General features: G+C 70.8%; 16 protein-coding genes. 4 read left to right on the top strand and 12 right to left on the bottom strand.

Annotated elements, in window-relative coordinates:
- The first annotated feature begins 19 nt into the window (after nucleotides 1-19).
- The 3 genes from K377_RS08445 to K377_RS08455 all read left to right on the top strand — a co-directional run bounded on the left by K377_RS08445 (nucleotide 20) and on the right by K377_RS08455 (nucleotide 3,444).
- A complete protein-coding gene (locus K377_RS08445) occupies nucleotides 20-946 on the top strand; it encodes a sucrase ferredoxin (protein WP_111662557.1) in 927 nt (308 codons plus the stop codon).
- 99 nt (nucleotides 947-1,045) lie between these two features.
- Nucleotides 1,046-2,713, top strand: a complete 1,668-nt coding sequence (locus K377_RS08450; protein WP_111662558.1) for a sensor histidine kinase — start codon at nucleotides 1,046-1,048, stop codon at nucleotides 2,711-2,713.
- 32 nt (nucleotides 2,714-2,745) lie between these two features.
- Nucleotides 2,746-3,444, top strand: coding sequence for a response regulator (locus K377_RS08455; RefSeq protein ID WP_111662681.1), 699 nt, complete (start codon nucleotides 2,746-2,748; stop codon nucleotides 3,442-3,444).
- A gap of 75 nt (nucleotides 3,445-3,519) precedes the next feature.
- On the opposite strand, the gene K377_RS08460 is transcribed toward K377_RS08455, so the two are convergent.
- The 6 genes from K377_RS08460 to K377_RS08485 all read right to left on the bottom strand — a co-directional run bounded on the left by K377_RS08460 (nucleotide 3,520) and on the right by K377_RS08485 (nucleotide 10,448).
- Nucleotides 3,520-5,130, bottom strand: coding sequence for a cation acetate symporter (locus K377_RS08460; RefSeq protein WP_111662682.1), 1,611 nt, complete (start codon nucleotides 5,128-5,130; stop codon nucleotides 3,520-3,522).
- A complete protein-coding gene (locus K377_RS08465; protein WP_111662559.1) occupies nucleotides 5,127-5,660 on the bottom strand; it encodes a DUF485 domain-containing protein in 534 nt (177 codons plus the stop codon). Before K377_RS08465 ends, K377_RS08460 begins: the two co-directional genes overlap by 4 nt.
- Before the next feature lie 74 nt (nucleotides 5,661-5,734).
- Nucleotides 5,735-6,475 carry a response regulator transcription factor gene (locus K377_RS08470; RefSeq protein ID WP_181512504.1) on the bottom strand — a complete coding sequence of 247 codons (741 nt, stop codon included), beginning with the start codon at nucleotides 6,473-6,475 and terminating at the stop codon, nucleotides 5,735-5,737.
- Entirely contained in the window at nucleotides 6,472-7,629 is a 1,158-nt protein-coding gene (locus K377_RS08475) for a sensor histidine kinase (protein ID WP_111662560.1), read from the bottom strand. The genes K377_RS08470 and K377_RS08475 overlap by 4 nt, the downstream gene beginning before the upstream one ends.
- Nucleotides 7,626-8,132, bottom strand: coding sequence for a DUF1453 domain-containing protein (locus K377_RS08480; RefSeq protein WP_111662561.1), 507 nt, complete (start codon nucleotides 8,130-8,132; stop codon nucleotides 7,626-7,628). The genes K377_RS08475 and K377_RS08480 overlap by 4 nt, the downstream gene beginning before the upstream one ends.
- Nucleotides 8,133-8,324: 192 nt before the next feature.
- Nucleotides 8,325-10,448 (bottom strand): type IIA DNA topoisomerase subunit B, encoded by a 2,124-nt coding sequence (locus K377_RS08485; protein ID WP_111662562.1) that lies wholly within the window; start codon nucleotides 10,446-10,448, stop codon nucleotides 8,325-8,327.
- Nucleotides 10,449-10,890: 442 nt separating this feature from the next.
- Between K377_RS08485 and K377_RS08490 the strand changes: the two genes are divergently transcribed.
- Nucleotides 10,891-11,121 carry a hypothetical protein gene (locus K377_RS08490; protein ID WP_111662563.1) on the top strand — a complete coding sequence of 77 codons (231 nt, stop codon included), beginning with the start codon at nucleotides 10,891-10,893 and terminating at the stop codon, nucleotides 11,119-11,121.
- Nucleotides 11,122-11,224: 103 nt separating this feature from the next.
- Here K377_RS08490 and K377_RS08495 read toward each other — a convergent pair whose 3' ends face one another.
- From K377_RS08495 to K377_RS08520, 6 genes are all read right to left on the bottom strand, one after another.
- Complete coding sequence (locus K377_RS08495) at nucleotides 11,225-12,055, bottom strand: trypsin-like serine protease (RefSeq protein ID WP_111662564.1); 831 nt, start codon at nucleotides 12,053-12,055, stop codon at nucleotides 11,225-11,227.
- A 162-nt stretch (nucleotides 12,056-12,217) separates the two neighbouring features.
- On the bottom strand, nucleotides 12,218-13,753 hold the full coding sequence (locus K377_RS08500) for an RNA polymerase sigma factor (protein ID WP_111662684.1): 1,536 nt from the start codon (nucleotides 13,751-13,753) through the stop codon (nucleotides 12,218-12,220).
- Nucleotides 13,754-14,182: 429 nt separating this feature from the next.
- A complete protein-coding gene (locus tag K377_RS08505; RefSeq protein WP_111662565.1) occupies nucleotides 14,183-15,067 on the bottom strand; it encodes a FadR/GntR family transcriptional regulator in 885 nt (294 codons plus the stop codon).
- Nucleotides 15,068-15,230: 163 nt separating this feature from the next.
- On the bottom strand, nucleotides 15,231-17,246 hold the full coding sequence (locus K377_RS08510) for an ATP-binding cassette domain-containing protein (RefSeq protein ID WP_111662566.1): 2,016 nt from the start codon (nucleotides 17,244-17,246) through the stop codon (nucleotides 15,231-15,233).
- A gap of 220 nt (nucleotides 17,247-17,466) precedes the next feature.
- A complete protein-coding gene (locus K377_RS08515; RefSeq protein WP_111662567.1) occupies nucleotides 17,467-18,228 on the bottom strand; it encodes an NUDIX domain-containing protein in 762 nt (253 codons plus the stop codon).
- 105 nt (nucleotides 18,229-18,333) lie between these two features.
- A complete protein-coding gene (locus K377_RS08520; protein WP_111662568.1) occupies nucleotides 18,334-20,253 on the bottom strand; it encodes a glycogen debranching N-terminal domain-containing protein in 1,920 nt (639 codons plus the stop codon).
- Nucleotides 20,254-20,499 lie beyond the last annotated feature (246 nt).

Here is a 20,499-nt window from a genome sequence, read left to right on the forward strand (position 1 = left end):
GCGGATTAGGCTGCCCTGTGTGAGTACGTGCACGACCGCATCGCGGGATCTCGACGAGCCCCTCGCCGGGACCGCGGCCACCGCCCGGACCTGGCTGCTGATTGAGCAGTCGGGTCCCTGGGGCGCCAAGGCCCTGACCTCCAGCCATCTGGACCCCGCCGTGGGCCGCGCCCTGGAGAGGGCCGCCGAAGGCACCGGCGTGCGCGTCGCACTGGTGCGCCGGCCGGGTCGGCACGCGGACCGTCACGGACAGCCCAGGCGCCAGGTGTACGTGGCCCATACCGCTCCCGGTGACGCCTGGCTGCGCAGCGCCACGATCACGGCTCCCGAGGAACTGCTCACGCTCGATTTCGCCGCTCTGGGGGCGGGCGCTCACGGCGGCTTCGGCACACCTCACGAGGGCGCTCCGCTCGCGCTCGTCTGCACGAACGGAAAGCGGGACCACTGCTGCGCCGTCCTGGGCCGGCCGCTCGCCTCCGAACTCGCGCTCTCCGGCGAGGAGGGCGTGTGGGAGGTCACCCACCTCGGCGGCCACCGCTTCTCCCCCACCCTCCTGGTGCTGCCGTACGGCTACGCCTACGGACGGTCCACGGCCGCGGAGGTGAAGGAGATCCTTGAGGCGGTCCGTACGGGCCGCGTCGTCACCGATGGGTGCCGTGGCAGCTCTGCCTGGGACCGCCCGGGCCAGGCGGCTGAGCTCGCGGTGCGCCGGGCCGCCCGCGAGGACGCCGCCGATGCCCTGACGGTCGTACGTACGCAGGCCGTCGAGGGCGAATCCCCGTGCTGGGAGGTGACGCTCGCGCACGTCGACGGGCGCCGGTGGCAGGTCGCGGTGGCTCAGGGGACGTCCGCGCCGCCGCGCCCCGAGAGCTGCGGTGCCGCCCTCGGATCACCGGCCCGCATGGATGTCGTGGGGCTGCGGGAGATGCCCGCGCCTCTCGGCTGACGGGAGTATCTGCCTCTACGGGGCGCGGTTCCGGCCTCGTACGAGATCCGCGCCACAAGGTCTTCGACGGGGACGCACGGGCCCGTACCGTTCGTCATCATGAGCACGACTCCCCCTGCCCGCCGCCTGCGTCTCGGCCTGCCCAGGCGCATGTTCGCGCAGGTGCTGGTCATGCAGCTGGCGATCGCGGCCGGTGTCGCCGTGCTCGCGACCGGGCTGTTCCTGGCGCCCCTGAGCGACCAGTTGGACGACCAGGCGATGCGGCGGGCCCTGGCCATCGCGCAGACCACGGCGGCCCAGCCGCGGATCGCCGACGATCTGCGGTCCACCCGGCCCACGGTCGGCGGGCCCGTGCAGGCCGCGGCGGAGCGGATCCGGCGGGCCAGCGGCGCCGAGTACGTCGTGATCATGAACAAGAAGGGTGTGCGCTGGTCGCACACCGACGTCGCACAGATCGGCAAGGTCGTCTCGACGGACCCCAGCGAGGCGCTGGAGGGCCACGACGTGATGCAGATCGACGACGGGACCCTGGGCCGCTCCGCGCGCGGCAAAGTGCCCCTCAGGGGCCGTGACGGCACCATCGTGGGCGCGGTGTCGGTCGGGATCGAGTACGACAGCGTCCGGGCCCGCCTTGTCCACGCGATCCCCGGCCTGTTCGCGTACGCGGGCGGGGCGCTGGCCGTCGGGGCGCTGGCCGCCTATCTGATCTCCCGCCGGGTGCAGCGGCAGACGCGCGACCTGGCCTTCTCGGACATCGCCGCGCTCCTCGCCGAGCGCGAGGCGATGCTGCACGGCATCCGGGAGGGCGTCGTCGCCCTGGACAGCGGCGGCCGCATCCGGCTGCTGAACGACGAGGCGCAGCGACTGCTCGGCCTCGACGCGGCGTCGATCGGACAGCCGTTGGAGGCCGCGCTCGGCCCCGGGCGGACGACCGACGTGCTCGGCGGGCGGGTCGCCGGCACCGATCTGCTGACCGTGCGCGGGCAGCGCGTGCTCGTCGCCAACCGGATGCCCACCCACGACGGGGGCGCCGTCGCCACCCTGCGCGACCGGACCGAGCTGGAGCAGCTCGGCCGCGAACTCGACTCCACGCGCGGCCTGATCGACGCCCTGCGCGCCCAGGACCACGAGCACGCCAACCGGATGCACACCCTGCTGGGGCTGCTGGACCTCGAGATGTACGAGGACGCCGCGGAGTTCGTGGGCGAGGTGGTCGGTGACCACAGGGCGACGTCGGAGCAGGTCACCGAGAGGATCCATGATCCGCTGCTGGCCGCGCTGCTCGTCGGCAAGGCGTCCGTGGCGGCGGAACGGGGCGTGGCCCTGGTGCTGTCCGACCGCACGCTGCTGCCCGACCGGCTGATCGATCCGCGCGGTCTGGTGACCGCGGTGGGCAATCTGGTCGACAACGCGCTGGACGCCGTCGCGGGCACTGCGCACGCGCGCGTGGAGGTCGAATTGCGGGCGGAAGGGACGACGGCGGTCGTGCGCGTGCGGGACACCGGGCCCGGAATCCCGCGGGACAAGCGGGAGTTGGTCTTCACCGAGGGCTGGTCCACGAAGAAGCCTCCCGTGCACGGCAAGCGCGGGATCGGTCTGGCCCTGGTGCGCCGGCTCGCGGAGCGGCAGGGCGGCCGCGCCACGGTCACGGAGGCCGACGGCGGCGGAGCCCTGTTCACGATCGTGCTGCCCGACGCCCTCACCGAACCAGCCTCCGGTGCCGCGCACGACGGCGCGGGCGCCCTGGCGACGGAGGAGTCGCGATGAACCACGTATCGGCCGACGCACCGACCGACGCACTGATCGACGTCCTGGTCGTGGACGACGACACCCGAGTGGCGCGGGTCAATGCCGCGTACGTGGCGAAGGTCGCGGGATTCCGGGTCGCGGGCGAGGCGCACAACGCGGCCGACGCGCTCCGGATGGTGGAGGAGCGGCCCGGGCCCGATCTGGTGCTCCTGGACCACTATCTGCCCGACGGGACGGGGCTCGATCTGGTGCGCGAGATGCGCCGGCGCGGCCACCAGACCGATGTGATCATGGTGACCGCGGCCCGTGACGTGGCCACGGTGCAGGCGGCGATGCGTCAGGGTGCGCTGCAGTACCTGGTCAAGCCGTTCGCGTTCGCCGGTCTGCGCGCCAAGCTGGAGGCGTACGCGGCACTGCGGCACACCTTCGCGGGCGGCGGTGAGGCCGAACAGGCCCAGGTGGACCGGATCTTCGGCGCACTCTCCGCGACCGGGGCGCAGCCCGAGCTGCCCAAGGGGCACTCGTCGAGCACGGCGGAGCTGGTCCGCAGGACGCTGGTCGACGCCGAACGGGCGCTGTCCGCCCAGGAGATCGCCGATCTGACGGGCTTGAGCCGGCAGACCGCGCAGCGCTACCTGAAGCTGCTGGAGCGCACCGGCAGCGCGAAACTCACTCTGAAATACGGCGACGCGGGCCGCCCGGAGCATCTCTACGTCTGGGCGAACCCGCGCCGGGTGTCCGGAGCCTGACCCGGCCCCCACGGTCACCCGAGAACGGCCCCGACGGTCCACCTGCGGCTGGCGCGGTCCGTCGGGGCCGTGGGCTCACACGGCGCCCGCGCCGGTGAGCGCCCGCACCTCGGTCTCGGCGTGCTTGGCGTCGTCCGGCGGCTCGTGGGAGGTCACGGTGCCCAGCCAGCCCGCGAGGAAGCCCAGCGGGATGGAGACGAGGCCGGGGTTCTCCAGCGGGAAGTACTGGAAGTCGACGCCCGGGAACAGCGAGGTCGGGCTGCCCGAGACCACCGGCGACAGCACGACGAGCAGCAGCGCGGGCACCAGCCCGCCGTACACCGACCACACCGCGCCGCGGGTCGTGAAGTTCCGCCAGAACAGCGAGTACAGGAGCACCGGAAGGTTGGCCGACGCGGCCACGGCGAAGGCCAGACCGACCAGGAACGCCACGTTCAGATCGCGTGCGAGCAGGCCGAGAGCGATGGCGAGCACACCGATGCCGGCCGCGGCGACCCGTGCCACCGCGACCTCGCTGCGCTGCTTGCCCACCGGCTTCCCGGTCCGGTCACGGCGCCGCAGGGAGGCGTACAGGTCGTGCGCGACGGAGGCGGAGGACGCCAGCGTGATCCCGGCGACGACGGCGAGGATCGTGGCGAAGGCGACCGCCGCGACGACCGCGAACAGCACAGTGCCACCCGTGGAGTTGGCACCGCCGCCGAGGTCGAGGGCGAGCAGCGGAACCGCCGTGTTCCCCGCCGGGTTCGACTCCCGGACCGCGCTCGATCCCACGATGGCGGCCGCGCCGAACCCGAGCACGATCGTCATCAGGTAGAAGCTGCCGATGAGCCCGATGGACCAGACGACGGAACGGCGTGCGGCCCGTGCGGTCGGCACCGTGTAGAAGCGCGAAAGGATGTGCGGAAGACCGGCCGTGCCGAGCACCAGCGCGAGTCCCAGGCTGATGAAGTCGAAGCGCGCGGTCCAGCTTCCGCCGTACTTCAGACCGGGCACGAGGAAGTCGGAACCGTGCCCGCTGCGTGCCGCGGCGGTGTGGAGCAGCTGATTGAAGTCTCCGTGGAATCGCGCCAGGACGAGCACCGTCAGGGCGATCGTGCCGCCCATGAGCAGCACGGCCTTCACGATCTGGATCCAGGTGGTGGCCCGCATCCCTCCCATCGACACATAGATCACCATGAGCGCGCCGACACCGACGACGGTCCAGGCCTGCGCGCCCCCGCTCTCCCCGCCGAGCAACAGGGCGACGAGGCTGCCCGCACCCACCATCTGTGCCACCAGATAGAGAACGGACACGGTGACCGAGGAAGTTCCCGCGGCGATGCGCACCGGGCGCTCCCGCATCCGCGCCGCGACCACGTCGGCGAGGGTGAACCGGCCGCAGTTGCGGACCAGTTCGGCCACCAGGAAGAGGACGACGAGCCAGGCCACGAGGAAGCCCACGGAATAGAGCAGCCCGTCGTACCCGAAGAGCGCGATCACTCCCGAGATGCCGAGGAACGACGCCGCCGACATGTAGTCACCGGCAATGGCGAAGCCGTTCTCCATGGGAGAGAAGAGCCGGCCGCCGGCGTAGAACTCCTCCGCCGACCCGTGGCGGTTGCGACTCACCCATGTCGTGATCCCCAGCGTCACCGCCACGAAGGCGCTGAACAGCACCAATGCCAGGGTCTGATGCGTCCCGGTCACCACTGACCACCCTCGTCGTGAGCCGAACCGTTCTTCCTCGCGGAGTTCGCGATGCCGCGTGTCATCTCCTGTGTGTCCCAGCGCAGTTCGAGCGCGGGACGGTCACGGCGCAGCCGCGCGTGACGCACGTACAGCCACGTCAGCAGGAACGTGCTGGCGAACTGACCGAGTCCCGCCACCATCGCGACGTTCACCGCGCCCGTGACCTGCTGGGCCATCAGGCCCGGCGCGGTCGTGGCAGCCACCACGTACGCCACGTACCAGATGAAGAAAACAACGCACGCGGGGACGACGAACCTCCGATAGCGCCTGCGTACTTCTTGGAAGGCGTCGCTGCGCTGCACTTCCAGATAGATGCCCGCCGCACTCCGCTGCCCCGGCACGGGCTGGGCGGGAACGGCGGGCGCCGGCGCGCCCGTGGCGTCCACATCGCCCCACCCCGAGGCCAGCGCGTCGTACCAGGGATCGCTCACTCCACCGCGATCACCGGCCCGGGGCTGCGCCGTCTCGCACCCGTCTTGCTTCTCCACCGAACTCTCCTTGTCCGCGGCCCACTGCGGCCGCGTGCCAAGGATGGACAGATCGGGAAGATCCTGGACTCAGCTCACAAGTCTGTCACCCCATTAGGTGATGGCAAAGTACGGTTAGTTTCCGGTGGGTTCGCAAGCCCGTGCCGATATGCGTAACGCACCGCCTGCGCACGGTCCTTGAGGCCGGTTTTCGCGAACAAATTATTAATGTGCGTTTTCACCGTCGCGGTGGAGACATGGAGCGCCCGGGCGATCTCCTGGTTCGTCAGTCCGTCGGCGATGAGGCCGATGACTTCCGCTTCCCGCGCCGTGAGCCCGTCCGGCGGCTCCGTCGGCCCGGGCACCGCCACGGGCTCGGGACGCGCCAGCCTCTCCAGGAGCCTCCGCTGGATTCCCGGGGAGAGTCCGGCGTCACCGGACAGCACATTCTCGACGGCCTTGACGATCTCGTCGCCCCCGGCGTCCTTGGTGAGATATCCCCGTGCTCCGGCCGTGAGCGCGGGGAACAGCGAATCGTCGTCGGCGTAGGTGGTCAGAATGACGACCTGGGTCCCCGGATATCCGGCCCTGATCCGCCGGGTCGCCTCCACTCCGTCGCAGCGGGGCATGCGCAGATCCATCAGGACGACGTCCGGCGCCAACTCGGCCACCAGCGCCAGCGCCTCCTCGCCGTCGCCCCCGGAGCCGACCACCTCGATCCCGGGCAGCAGCCCGAGGAGCATCACAATGCCTTCGCGCACCACCGTCTGATCGTCGATCACCAGCACGCGGGCCGACGGCCTGCCCACGCGCTCCCCCGCATTCGCCCCGCTCACAGGGGCACCCTCAACGTGACCACGAAACCCTCCCCGTACGGCCCTGCCTCCAGCGTCCCGCCCAGCAGCTCGGCACGCTCCCTCATCCCCAACAGACCGTAACCGGCACCACTGACAGTGAGCTCCTCGCTCGGCCGACTCGCCCCCGAGTCCCTGACTTCCAGGGCTACTTCGCGCGCCTCGTACGTCAGCCGCATCGCCGCCTTGGCCCCAGGAGCGTGCTTGCGTACGTTCGTCAGGGCTTCCTGGGCGACTCTGCGTACCGCCTGCGAGGACTCGGCGGGGAGCTTGGGGCGCTCACCCTCCACCACGAGCGTGACGCCGTCCTCCGCGGCGACCAGTCCTTCGAGGAACTCCTCCAGCGGTGTCATCTCGCCGCGCAGCGCCGACAGCGCCTGCCGGGTCTCGGTGAGACCGTCGCGGGCCATGCCCCGTGCCGCCACGACCCGGTCCAGGATCTGCTCCCGGTCGGCGCCGCGCTCGATGAGGAGGCGCGCCGCCTCCAGGTGGACGAGCTGCGCGGAGAGGCTGTGCGCGAGCACGTCGTGGATCTCCCGGGCGATCCGTGCCCGCTCGGCGAGGGCCGCCGATTCGGCCTCGGCGGCCCGGGCCGCCCGCTCCTGCACCAGGAGGCGCTGTGCGCTGCCTCTGGCCTCGGCGTCCAAGCGCACGACGTAACCGGACAGGCACAGCCCCGCCATGATCGCCGCGGTGGTCAGCCACGGGTCCCGATTGACGACGGCGAAGCCGGCGAGCGAGGCGCCGGTGGCCGGGATCGCGGCCAGCAGTGGCATGCGCTGCAGAGCGTAGACAGCACAGCCGCACCACAGGAGGGTGGACGGCCCGAGGAAGCCGATGCGGTGCGCCGCCATCGCCGCGAGGAGAAGCAGCGCGAGCAGGCCGAGCGAGGGCCACAGCCGGTGAGCCAGCGTCGTCCAGTAGAAGCCCCAGGTGGCCGCCGCACAGGCAATCAGCCCCACGGGAGCGGCGGCGACCGCCCACGGGCCGACGTCGCGCTGGGCCACCGCGGTCCACAGCAGAGTGCCCACCAGGGCGATCCGCACCGCCCAGGAGAGCCAGCGCCGGGAGCGCGTCCGCCCCACGCGGGAGAGCGCCTCCCGCGTGGGCCACGTCGTCCAGAGACCGGGATTCACCTGCGGACCTCCCCCACCGGCTGCGGGACTGCACCAACGTACGCCGCCTGCTCATGACCGGCCCGCCACATCAGGACACCGGTACGGGCCAGGAGCGAGAGGGCGAAGCCCAGCATGAACGAAGAGCTGCCCAGGTGGACGCCCATCGCGAGGCCGACCCCGACGACGGCCGCCCGGGCGGCTATGCCCCCGACCCAGGTGCCGGCGGTGGCCGCCGTGCCCCTGGTCCAGACGTCCCCCTCCTCATCGGCCCAGATCCGGGTGGTGAACGCCCAGCCGATCCCGATGCCGATGCTGACCACCACCTCGACAGCGAGCAGGACCACCGACGCGGCGGTGTGCCGCGGGTCCATCAGGGAACCGTCCCTGACCGCCACGAATCCGAGGATCAGAGGCAGCAGCCACCACTTGCGGCCCATCGCCAGGCGCTCGGTCCTGAACTGGCGCACGACGACGAACGCGACGACGGCGACGATCACGAGAACTTCGGTCGGCCCGGACATGACTGCCTCCGTGGAGCGGTCGGAGCGGAGTGGTTCAACACCGTCGACGCTACGGAAGAGTGCAGGTCAGGAGATCGGAGCCGGGGTGGATCGTGGGTGGATCCTGCGCCTCCACCCACGGGTGGAGGCGCAGGACACGCGAAAGGGGCGCGCCGTTCGGCGCGCCCCCGGTGTCGCTCGGTGCCGCTCTGGTCAGGCGTCGATGCGCGAGCGGTCGAGGGTCGCGGCGGAGCTGCTGATGAACTCCTTGCGCGGCGCCACGTCGTTGCCCATCAACAGATCGAAGACCTGCTCCGCGGCCTCCAGCTCGCCGATGTTGATCCGGCGGAGCGTGCGGTGGCGCGGGTCCATCGTGGTCTCGGCCAGCTGGTCGGCGTCCATCTCACCCAGGCCCTTGTAGCGCTGGATGGAGTCCTTGTACCGGACGCCCTTGCGCTGGTACTCGAGCAGCGTCTCGCGCAGCTCGCGGTCCGAGTACGTGTAGACGTACTTGTCCTGGCCCTTCTTCGGCTGGACCAGTTCGATGCGGTGCAGCGGCGGCACGGCGGCGAAGACGCGGCCGGCCTCGATCATGGGCCGCATGTAGCGCTGGAACAGCGTCAGGAGCAGCGTACGGATGTGGGCGCCGTCGACGTCGGCGTCGACGAGCAGGATGATCTTTCCGTACCGCGCCGCGTCGATGTCGAAGGTCCGGCCCGACCCGGCTCCTATGACCTGGATGATCGCGCCGCACTCGACGTTCTTCAGCATGTCCGAGACGGACGACTTCTGAACGTTGAGGATCTTGCCGCGGATCGGCAGCAGCGCCTGGAACTCGGAGTTCCGCGCCAGCTTGGCGGTGCCGAGCGCCGAGTCGCCCTCGACGATGAACAGCTCGCTGCGCTCCACGTCGTCACTGCGGCAGTCCGCGAGCTTCGCGGGCAGCGACGACGACTCCAGGGCCGTCTTGCGACGCTGCGCGTCCTTGTGCTGACGGGCGGCGATACGCGTCCGGGCGGCAGCGACGGCCTTCTCCATGACGGAGCGGGCCTGGGCCTTGGCGTCACGCTTGGTGGACGTCAGGAACGCCTTGAGTTCCTTGGCGATCACATTGGCGACGATCCGGTTCGCCGCCGAGGTACCGAGGACCTCCTTGGTCTGCCCCTCGAACTGCGGCTCCGCGAGGCGCACCGTGACGACCGCCGTCAGACCTTCCAGGGCGTCGTCCTTGACGATGTCGTCCTCGGCGACACGCAGCAGCTTCTGGGCGCGCAGCACCTCGTTCATCGTCTTGGTGAGCGAGCGCTCGAAGCCGCTGACGTGGGTGCCGCCCTTGGGGGTGGCGATGATGTTCACGAACGACCTGATGGTCGTGTCGTAGCCGGTGCCCCAGCGCAGCGCCACGTCGACGGCGAGATCGCGCTGGACCTCGGTCGGCGTCATCTGGCCGTGCTCGTCAAGCACGGGGACGGTCTCCTTGAAGGTGCCCTGCCCGGTCAAGCGGAGGACGTCGCACACCGGCTTGTCCTGGGCCAGGTACTCGCAGAACTCGCTGATGCCGCCGTCGAAGCGGAAGGATTCCTCGCCCTTGCTGCCGCCCTCGCCGAGACCGAACTCGTCCCGTACGACGATGGTGAGTCCCGGCACCAGGAAGGCGGTCTGACGGGCGCGCTGGTGCAGGTTCTCCAGGGAGAGCTTGGCGTCCTTCAGGAAGATCTGGCGGTCCGCCCAGTAACGGATGCGCGTGCCCTGGCGGGCCTTGGGGACTCTCTTGGTCTTGCTCAGCCGCGCCGCAGGGTCGAACGGAGCTTCGGGGCCGGTCTTGGAGAAGGCACCGGGGACGCCGCGCCGGAAGCTGATGGCGTGCGTGTTCCCGCCGCGGTCGACCTCGACGTCGAGACGCGCCGACAGTGCGTTCACCACCGAGGCGCCCACGCCGTGCAGACCGCCGGAGGCGGCGTAGGAGCCACCGCCGAACTTGCCGCCCGCGTGGAGCTTGGTCATGACGACCTCGACTCCGGAAAGGCCGGTCTTGGGCTCCACGTCCACGGGGATGCCGCGGCCGTTGTCCCGCACCTCGACGGAGCCGTCGTCGTGCAGGATCACGTCGATGCGGTCGCAGTAGCCACCGAGAGCCTCGTCGACGGAGTTGTCGATGATCTCCCAGAGGCAGTGCATGAGACCGCGGCTGTCGGTCGAGCCGATGTACATGCCCGGACGCTTGCGTACGGCCTCGAGCCCCTCGAGGACGAGGAGGTGCCGCGCGGTGTAGTTGGAACCGTCCCGGTCTGCTCCGGTCAGCAGCGCTGTGGACGGCACGGACGTTTCGGCGGTCACGCGGTTCGCTCCTCGCTGAATTTCAGATGGGGCCCTTGTGGGTACAGGGCCGGCGTCGGTCGACGCTCAGAGGGTACCGAGGCCTGGTAGAGCCGTTGTCACGCCACCCTCACCTCCCGCCCAGACTAATCCAATGTCGCATGCATGTTCGATCCCTCGATGGAGTGAAGCACACATCACGTTCCCTTCCAGGCATGAACCATTTAGGCTCCGGGCACGTCCTCATGAACAACCGGCAAGCCGGCCGGGGAGGACCGACCTGACAGAACGCGCGAACCCGTAAGACTCGTAAGAGACGCAATACGGCACATTCGCCGCCACCCGGCAGCACCTGGCCGGCCTCGGAGAAAATTTTCGAGGAAAAGCCGCGAGCGGGAACGTTTTCGGCCTGGTTGGATGTTGACCCTGGTACGACAGCTCGTCGAGCTAGAGAAGAGGCGACGTGACTACTGTTCTGACCCCCGCGAGCCCGCTGACGGCCGCTGACCGCTGTGACCGTTGCGGCGCCCAGGCATATCTGCGCGTCGTTCTCATCAGCGGTGGTGAACTGCTCTTCTGCGCCCACCACGGTCGCAAGTTCGAGCCGGAACTCAAGAAGATCGCCGCTGAGATACAGGACGAGACGGAGCGACTCACCGCCGCTCCGGCAAGCGCCGACACCGAGGAACGCTGACGCCTCGCATCCACGACGAGCCAGCTACGGCACCAGGCCGGTAAACGGGCGGCCACCCCTGCACCCAGGGGTGGCCGCCCGTCCTCATGTCCGCGCGAGGGCGTCAGGAGTGCTTCCGCAGCACGCGCAGCACGTCCGAGACCCGCGTGTAGACACCAGGGCTCCCAGCGCGCCCACAGCCGCTGCCCCAGGACACGAGGCCGATCAGCTTCCCCCGGGCGACCAGCGGGCCCCCGCTGTCCCCCTGACAGGCGTCCTTGCCGCCGCGCGACTCGCCCGCGCACAGCATCGAGGCGGGCAGGTAGGTGCCGTCCGCGTTGCCCGGGTACGCCTCCTGGCACACCGAGTCCGGCAGCACGTGGACACGCGCCGCGTGCAGGGTGCGCGCGTAGTCGCCCGCGCCCGTCGTGTCACCCCACCCGTAGACCTCGGCCGCCGTGCCGGGCTCGTAGGCGGGGTCGCCCTCGTCCGCCATCGGGAGCACATATCCCTCGGGCAGCGGAGTGGCCAGTGTGAGGACCGCCACGTCTCCGGAGTTGGTGGAGCCGTCGTAGTCCGGGTTGACCCACGCCTCCCGGACGGGGATCTCCGCGCCCTCGTCGGCGCGCAGGTCGTCGCGCCCGGCGATCGCCTTCAGATCGCGCACCTCGCTGCGCGCCACCCCGAGCACGCTCCGGCTCATGCAGTGCGCCGCGGTGAGGACCGTGGTCCGTGCGACGACCACGCCCCCGCAGAACTGTCCCGCGCGCGTACCCCCGAACCGGTCACGACTGGAGAGGGCCACCACCCACGGGCTGTCGGACACCTGAACCTGGCGGCCGCCGATGATCCCGCCGTCGGCGACCGCGGGCGCCGCCGAGGACACGGGCAGCACGGCCGCGGCGGCCAGCACGGTCAGCGACGCGGTCAGCGCTCTCGCGAAGGGACGACTCATACGGTCTCCTCACTCTGAGTTGCAGTGGAACACCCAGAGTGATTCACCGGAGGGTCGCACGCATCGCGAGGATCGACCCACAGCCGCGCACGCAGAAGGCCCGGCACTCTCCCCTCGCGAGGGGAGCGCCGGGCCTTCTGATGGCCGTACAGGAGCTTGTGACTAGTCGAGGTAGTCGCGCAGGACCTGCGAACGCGACGGGTGACGCAGCTTCGACATCGTCTTGGACTCGATCTGACGGATGCGCTCACGCGTGACGCCGTACACCTTGCCGATCTCGTCGAGGGTCTTCGGCTGACCGTCGGTGAGACCGAAGCGCATCGAGACGACGCCCGCCTCGCGCTCGGAGAGGGTGTCGAGCACGGAGTGCAGCTGCTCCTGGAGGAGCGTGAAGCTGACCGCGTCGGCCGGGACCACGGCCTCGGAGTCCTCGATGAGGTCACCGAACTCGCTGTCGCCGTCCTCACCCAGGGGGGTGTGGAGGGAGATCGGCTCACGGCCGTACTTCTGGACCTCGATGACCTTCTCGGGGGTCATGTCGAGTTCCTTGGCCAGCTCCTCCGGGGTGGGCTCGCGGCCCAGGTCCTGGAGCATCTGGCGCTGCACACGCGCGAGCTTGTTGATGACCTCGACCATGTGCACCGGGATACGGATGGTGCGGGCCTGGTCGGCCATGGCGCGGGTGATCGCCTGACGGATCCACCAGGTGGCGTACGTGGAGAACTTGTAGCCCTTGGTGTAGTCGAACTTCTCGACCGCGCGGATCAGACCGAGGTTGCCCTCCTGGATGAGGTCCAGGAAGAGCATGCCGCGGCCGGTGTAGCGCTTGGCCAGGGAGACCACCAGACGGAGGTTGGCCTCCAGGAGGTGGTTCTTGGCGCGGCGGCCGTCCTCGGCGATGATCTCCAGCTCGCGCTTGAGCTTCGGGGCGAGCTTGTCGGCATTGGCCAGCTTGTCCTCGGCGAACAGGCCGGCCTCGATGCGCTTGGCGAGCTCGACCTCCTGCTCGGCGTTGAGCAGCGGGACCTTACCGATCTGCTTCAGGTAGTCCTTGACGGGGTCGGCGGTGGCGCCGGCGGCGGCGACCTGCTGGGCAGGCGCGTCGTCCTCGTCCTCGTCCGACAGGACGAAGCCCTGGCCCTCGGGGGTCTCCTCGCCCTCGCCCTTGGCGGCCGCGGGGGTCTCCTCGGTCGCCTCGTCCTCGAGAAGCTCGTCGTCCTTCTTGCCGCCCGTCTTCTTGGCGGCGGTCTTCTTGGCGACCGTCTTCTTGGCGGTGGCCTTCTTCGCCGTGGTCTTCTTCGCCACGGCCTTCTTCGCGGGGGCGGCTTCCTCGGCAGCGGCCTCGGTGGCCGTCGACTCGGGAGCGGTGGTCGCGGCGACCCTCTTGGCGGTGACCGTCTTCGCCGCGACAGTCTTGGTGGCGGTGCGCTTGACCGGACTCTTGGCTGCGACGCTCTTTCGGGGACGCTTGGGCTCAGCGGCACTGACCATCAGCGTCACACCCTCTTCCTCGAGGATCTGGTTGAGGCTGCGCAGAACGTTCTTCCACTGAGTGGCCGGAATCTGGTCGGCTTCGAACGCACGGCGCACGTCGTCGCCGGCGATCTGGCCATCAGCCTTTCCCCGCTCAATGAGCGCCATGACAGAGACGGACTCGGCGATCTCCGGCGGGAGCGTACGGGATGTGCTGGCCGACACGAACAACCTCTCGGAACGTTGGAAAACGGCTTCCGGCCCCGTCCTGTGTGGACCGGAGCCGACGACCGCCGGCTTGGGGATGGGCCGACGGCGTGGGCGGGGACCGGGGAGATAGTCAGCGCCGCAAGCGGCTGCCGTATTCCCTCCTCGGCTGTCACCTCTTAGGTCATCGCGCTGCCCCGAGGAGCGTTACGCCCAATCTGCGTGGCCCGAGTCACACCCCGTAAGCGGTCAAAAACTGACGGATACGGGCAGATGCGGTCACCCCTGCGAGCTCCCGCAGTCACTCGACGAACCCGGCACCAAGGCCCGGCGAATCCCTCAACGACCGAGTCGCCGGATCGCGCCCGCCTGCACATGCTCGGGGCACGTGGTGGGCCGTCCGGCGACACCTGGTCGCGACTTCTCTTCTTGAGGCGCTCCGCGCGCTCAGTGCTCGCGCGGGGCCGGGACCACGCGCTCCCCCTCGGGGTGAACGGTGAGCAGGTGGCGCATCGCGGCCTCGGCACCGGTGCCGTCCCCGGCGGCGAGCGCGTCGACGATGCGCGCGTGGTGGCCGATCGCCGTCTCGTTCGGGCGGTCGCAGCCGGTGACGGGGCCGCCGGAGACATGGAGAGCCGCCGAGACGATGCCGGAGAGGTGCTCCAGCATCCGGTTGCCGGCGAGCTGGATCAGCAGCGAGTGGAACTCGGCATCGGCCCGGGAGAACGTGATCGCGTCCCCCTGCCCCAGGGCGTGCCCCATGATCTCGACCATGTCGGCAAGGCGCTGCTGCACGTCCTCACGGCCGTGACCGGCGGCGAGTCGCGCGGCGAGCGGCTCGATCGTCCAGCGCAGCTCGTTCAGCTCGCGGCGCTGATCGTCGCGCTGCGGACCGAAGGCACGCCACTCGATGATGTCCGGGTCCAGCAGGTTCCAGTCGCTGACCGGACGCACGCGCGTGCCGACGTTCGGCCGGGCGCTGACCAGGCCCTTGGCCTCGAGGACGCGAAGGGACTCGCGGACGACGGTACGGGACACCTCAAAACGCTGGCCGATCTCCTCGGGCACCAGCGGGCGGTCGGCGCCCAGGTCGCCGGAGACGATCATCTGCCCCAGCTGCTGGACGAGTTGACCGTGCAGACCGCGGCCCCGGTTGCCCGTGGCACGCCGGCCGACGCGGCCCAGTTCATGGTCCGTGCTGTCCCAGGCGGAGGCGCCGACTCTGTCGGCGGCCGACTCCGGGAAGGGGTAGCGGTCGAGTTCGCCCGGTCCGGCGAGGCCGGAGTCGGCGGAGCGGGCGGCGGTCATCATGGTGTGCGCAAGGGTACTCACGGAATCTGTTGTCGGCGCTGTTCCCAACTCCCTTGAGGTCTTTGGTGAAAAGCACACGAAAGGGTGATCGCCGTCCTCGCTGCAATTGACGCCTTATCGGAAAGAAATGGGCGTTCCAGAAGGAGTTGCGAACAGAGGACCGCCGGAAGGCTCCGGACGGTCGTCATCGCACCTTGGGGCGCAGCACGGTGAGCAGATAAGCGCAGAGCAGCGCGGTCAGCGACAACGTCAGCGCGCCGCCCACAGGTTGGGCGACCATGCGCACCCCGGCCGCGACGAATCGCTCCGCGCCGAAGGGCCAGTGCAGCAATGCGAGTTCCTGAAGCCGCCCCGGCAGCCCTGCCGCCGTTCGCACGGATGGACCCTCAAGCGCCTTTTGTACGAGTGGCACGATGACGATCGGAACGGCCACCACGGCGGCGAGACCGGCGGCGGTCGAGCGGAAGACTCCGGACGCCAGAACCCCCGCCCACGCGCACGCCACGACCAGGGCGATCCAACTCGCACTCAGCGACAGCCAGTCGGCGGGAACCTGGGTGAGCTCCTGTCCGTATACGAGGTGGAGCAGCGCGGCGTCGCAGCCGATGACGAGGACGGCCATGAGGACGGCTGTCGCCGCGCCGATGATCAGTTTGGCCGCGAGAAGCCCCAGGCGGTGCGGGACGGTGCCACGGTCGGCGGCGAGGGCGGGGTGGCGGAACTCGTCGCCGAAGGCGAAGGCGCCGAGGAGTCCCGCTCCCACGGCGGCCGGCGGCAGGGGCAGCGCCTGGGGCCATGCGGCCAGGAGCAGCGGCTGCGGAGTGTGTCCCGCGCGGGCGAGCAGGACGGCGATGAGCCCGGAGACGGCGACGACGAGCGCCACGGTGACATAGCCGGTGGCGATGCCGGTGGCTCGGCGCAGCTCGTAGCGCAGCGGGCGCAAGGGACCGCGTGCGGGACGGATCGTGATGGGGGGCGGCAGCGAGGGCAGCGCCGCGGCGGACATTCGCGGGCTGCCTGCGGCTTCTTCCCCGGGTTCGCTGGCGGTCTCGGTGCTCGGGGACGACGATGTCGTGCCGACGAGCGGCACGAAGGTGCTGCCGGCTCCTGAGGCGTCGAGAGACGGCTCGGTCGCGGGAGAGAGGGGACGGGCGTGGGCGGGGGTGCGGGCCGGGGCGTTGCCCTCGGTCTCGGCCTCCTGGCCGAAGGAGGTGGTCAAGGTCCGGTGCGCCGGGCCGCCGACGGCAGGGCCGGACCCGGCTTCGGCTTCGGCTTCGGCTTCGGCTTCGGCTTCGGCTTCGGCAAGGGGAGACAGCGCCACCAGGGGGCCCGCGTCGCCGGTCTCGTCGGCGAGTTGATGTACGAGGATGTTGTGCCGGAACGCGGTCTCGCCCACGTCCGCGCAGCTGCTGCCGTAGACCGACAGCCGGTTGCCGTCCTCGGTGACGACCTCGACGGAGCGTTTCGCGGTGCGGGCCTCCTTCGCCAGCAGGACGCCGAGCCGCGCGGCGTGCGGGCTGCGGACGGCGACCCGGGGGCGAAGTCTGGTGCGGGCGAAGGCCGCGACGTCCTGGTCCGCGATCACTCGGCCGCCGTCGAGAGTCACGACTCGGTCGGCGGTCCGCGCCGCCTCCTTGGCGTCGTCGGTGGTGAACAGCACCGTGCCGCCGACGGTCGCGTGCGCCCGCAGGATCCCGTGCAGCCATTTGCCCTCGCGGATCGACAGACCGTCCGCCGGGCCGTCGAGGACCAATGTGTGCGGATCGGCGAGGAGCGCGCAGGCCAGGCCGAGACGTCGGTCCATGCCGCGCGACAAGGTGCCGAGCCGTAGATCGCGCAGGCTGACGAGCCCCACGACCTCCAGCACCTCGTCCGCGCGCTGGACCGGAACACCGGCCGCCGAGCAGAGCATGCGCAGTTGACCGCGGACAGTACGGGCCGGATGCCCCGGCACATCGCCGAGAAGTACACCCACTTCGCGTGCCGGATGGGTGATGCGATGCAGGGGGCGGCCTCTGAAGTAGGTGATGCCACGGCCGTGTTGGAGTTCGAGCATCAGCCGCACCACGGTCGTCTTGCCCGCCCCTCGGGCCCCGAGCAGAGCTGTCACACGGCCCGTGACGGCCTCGAAGGACACGTCGTCGACCGTGGGCGGACTTTCCTTGCGGGCGGTACTGGTCAGTCCGATGGCCTGGATCATCGCTTCTCTCGCAGGATGGGCGACCGCTCGGCGGCCGGGGCCCGTCCGCCGGTTCCCTGGCAGGCGAACCCCGTGGGTACCACAGCAAGATAACGCGACATTTCTGTCATTTAGGGCAGGGTGACGGCTCGGATGCCCGAAAAAACACGGCCCGAAATCCCGCTCCCACCCTCAGGGCGGGAAGCCTGCGTCGAACGAGGTTGCCGCGTCCGCGAGTTGGTCAGACCTCGGGTCGCAGCATCGGCGGATTGAGCAGCGTGGCCCCGCCCGCGCGGAAGAGCTGGGCGGGGCGACCGCCCTGGCGCGTCGTCGTACCGCCGGTGGGCACCAGGAACCCGGGCGTCCCGGTCACCTTGCGGTGGAAGTTGCGCGGGTCGAGCGCGACTCCCCATACCGCTTCATAGACCCGCCGCAGCTCACCGACGGTGAACTCCGGCGGGCAGAAGGCCGTGGCGAGCGAGGAGTACTCGATCTTCGACCGGGCCCGCTCCACCCCATCGGCCAGGATCCGAGCGTGGTCGAAGGCGAGCGGCTCGGTCTGCTCGCCCTCGCGCCCGTAGCCACTCTGGTTCAACAGCGCCTCGACCGGCGCCCAACGGGCGCTGTGCGCGTCTCCGCCGGCCCGCGGCGCCGGCAGGTCGGGCGCGAGCGCCAGGTGAGCGACGCTGACCACACGCATCCGCGGGTCCCGCTTCGGATCGCCGTAGGTGGCCAGTTGCTCAAGGTGCGCGCCATTGTCCTGCGCGGGCGCGTCCGGGTCGTGGGCGCACAGGCCCGTCTCCTCGGCCAGCTCGCGCGCGGCCGCCGAGGTCAGATCCTCGTCGTCCCTGACGAACCCGCCCGGCAGGGCCCAGCGCCCCTGAAACGGCGGCTCCCCACGCCGCACCGCCAGCGCGCACAGGGCGTGGCGGCGCACGGTCAGCACGACCAGGTCGACGGTGACTGCGAAAGGCGGGAAGGCCGACGGGTCGTAGGGCGACATGGAACGATCATAGTCGTCTGCCTGACGATAAACACTCCCTTCGCTTGTGGTTCCCCACCAAGTCGACGCCCGGCGCCGGGGGTGCCCAAGCCTCCGCCGGAGCCGTCACACCCCCAGTTGCAGACTGTCCGCCGCCTCCTCGACCATCCCGAGCCCCAGCCGGCTGACCCGCGCGGAGAACGCGTGTCCACCGACGCTCAGCCCCGTCAGGCCCAGTTCTCCGAGCGGGGCCCCGCGGACGGGCGACAGCGCCACGGTGCCGGCGGGCACGTCTGGGCGGATACCGACGAGGGTGACCAGCAGATGCACGCCCGCCGCCGCGGCGACTGCGGCCGGTCTGCATGCCGCGGGATGCGCCAGCGGGGCACCGCCCTCGACCCGCTGCTCCCCCGCGTACATCTCGGGTAGCCGGAGGGCGAACGCCTCCGCCGCGGCCAGGGTGCCGCGCAGCAGGGACGCGGCCTCCTTCTCGTATCCGGCCGCGGACAGTCCCGCGACCGCGACGGCGGTCTCGTGCACGCGTACCGCGCCGGTCCGGTGCCCGAAGGGGTTGTACAGCGGCTCCTTGACCTCAAGGGTGCGCAGTCCCCATCCCGAGTCGAGCCCGGGGCTGCCGAACAACCGCGCGACCTGCTCGGTCTGTACCTTGTCCAGGAGACCCGGTGCGTAGGTGCCCGCGCCGAGCAGTCCGGTGTCCAGCAGATGCGCGGCGCCGCTGCCCAGGTACGGGACCGGGCGGCCGGAGGCGGTTCGGGCCGCCGCCGGTCGGCCGCCGCCCCGGTCGTCCACCCAGAAGTCCTCTCTGAATCGCCGTCTCAGCTCCTCCGCCCACTGCCGCAGTTCACCGGCTCCGGGTCTGCCGTACGCGTCGAGCAGGTCCGCGCCGACCAGCGCGGCTCGGTGCGCGTGCGCCTGCGTCTCACAGCGCACCGGTCCGTCCGGGCCCGGGTCCGGCACATACGGCCCTTCGCGGGCGCTGGTGCGCAGCCACTGCAGACACCGCTCGGCGGCGGGCAGCAGCTCGGCGGTCTCCTGCTCGGCGAGGCCCCAGCGTCTGGCCTCGGCGAGGAGCACCGGAAACAGCAGGGTGGCCTCGACACCGGTGCAGCTGGGTGGGATCCCGGGCCCCGCGTGCCTGAGCGGGCCGGGAAGGCGGCCGAATTCCGGTCCCGGCCGGGTCCGCTGCGTGCGGGCCAGCGCGCGCAGCGTGCCGGCGGCCAGCTTGGTCCCCAGAGGGAGCACCATTCTGGCGGCGGCCAGCGACTCCGCCGGAGCCGGGCCGCATCGCCAGGGCGCACCCGCGGCGAGGTGGACGTCCGACGGATGTCCGGGGTCGCGCACGAGCAGTGCTTGAAGGTCGTCGACACAGGTACGCAGCAGCGGCTCCACCCGTGGGTCGTCGCCGTGCGCCTGGGCTCCGGCGAACGGCCGGACCGTGCTGTGGCCCGCGCTCCTGCCGCTGCCCGTGCCGTCCGCGCGAATCCGTAGCTCCACGGTGCGGGAACCGCCCGGCGGCAGTTCGAACTCCCAGCGGAGCAGTCCTGCGGAGGCGAGTGCATCCGTGGGCGCAGGTGCCGCGGTGACCACCACGTGGCCGGTGGGCGAGGACCAGCGCAGCCCGGCGTCGTGGACCATCGCGGGCAGTTCGCGCCCGGGCTGCCCTACGGCCACCGCCCCGAGTTCCGCCAGGTCCGTACCGAGCGACACTTCCAAGGGGACCCGCAGGGGCCGCAGCGCCGAGCTGCTCAGCGTGATCCGCTCGGTGCCGTCGGCGTGCCGGATCCGCTGCACAACGATGTCCGGGTCGGGGCCGGCGTCGGGGGACGCCCGCACCACGGCCACGAAGCGGGCGCGGTCGGCGGAGACCATGCGGGCCTGCACGGCGATCGGCTCACGACCGCAGACGCGGATCTGGCAGCGGGACAGGAGTCGTCGTCCCGCGCGGTAGAAGCCCTCCAGTCCCTGTGCGGTCAGCTGGCCCTGGTCCGAGGAGATCGCGAGACCGGGCAGGGACACACAGATCAACGACCGGTGCGTGGGTGGCAGTTCGCCGCTGCGGCGCGGGGTGTGTGTGGAAGCGGGCGCCGGAGACGGCGGCCGTGCAGGTCTGTTCGCTGCCGCGTCCGACCTGGCAGGGGCCAGGTGCTGGGGCACTGCGCGCGCTTCGGCGAGGCGGTCCAGTCGGTGATCGTCGTCCGGTGCCGAGCCGGTGAGCGGCCATGTCGCGTCGGACGTCACGGCCTCTCTCCCCCTGCTTTCGGCTCCCCGAAT

This window comes from Streptomyces sp. PsTaAH-137 (assembly GCF_003259365.1).
In the GTDB taxonomy this organism is placed as follows: Bacteria; Actinomycetota; Actinomycetes; order Streptomycetales; family Streptomycetaceae; genus Streptomyces.

Bases quoted from the DNA above. Each gene is read 5' to 3' on its own strand.
- K377_RS08510 (WP_111662566.1), bottom strand. From the start codon at position 17,246: ATGATCCAGGCCATCGGACTGACCAGTACCGCCCGCAAGGAAAGTCCG.
- K377_RS08515 (WP_111662567.1), bottom strand. From the start codon at position 18,228: ATGTCGCCCTACGACCCGTCGGCCTTCCCGCCTTTCGCAGTCACCGTC.
- K377_RS08495 (WP_111662564.1), bottom strand. From the start codon at position 12,055: ATGAGTCGTCCCTTCGCGAGAGCGCTGACCGCGTCGCTGACCGTGCTG.
- K377_RS08480 (WP_111662561.1), bottom strand. From the start codon at position 8,132: ATGTCCGGGCCGACCGAAGTTCTCGTGATCGTCGCCGTCGTCGCGTTC.
- K377_RS08450 (WP_111662558.1), top strand. From the start codon at position 1,046: ATGAGCACGACTCCCCCTGCCCGCCGCCTGCGTCTCGGCCTGCCCAGG.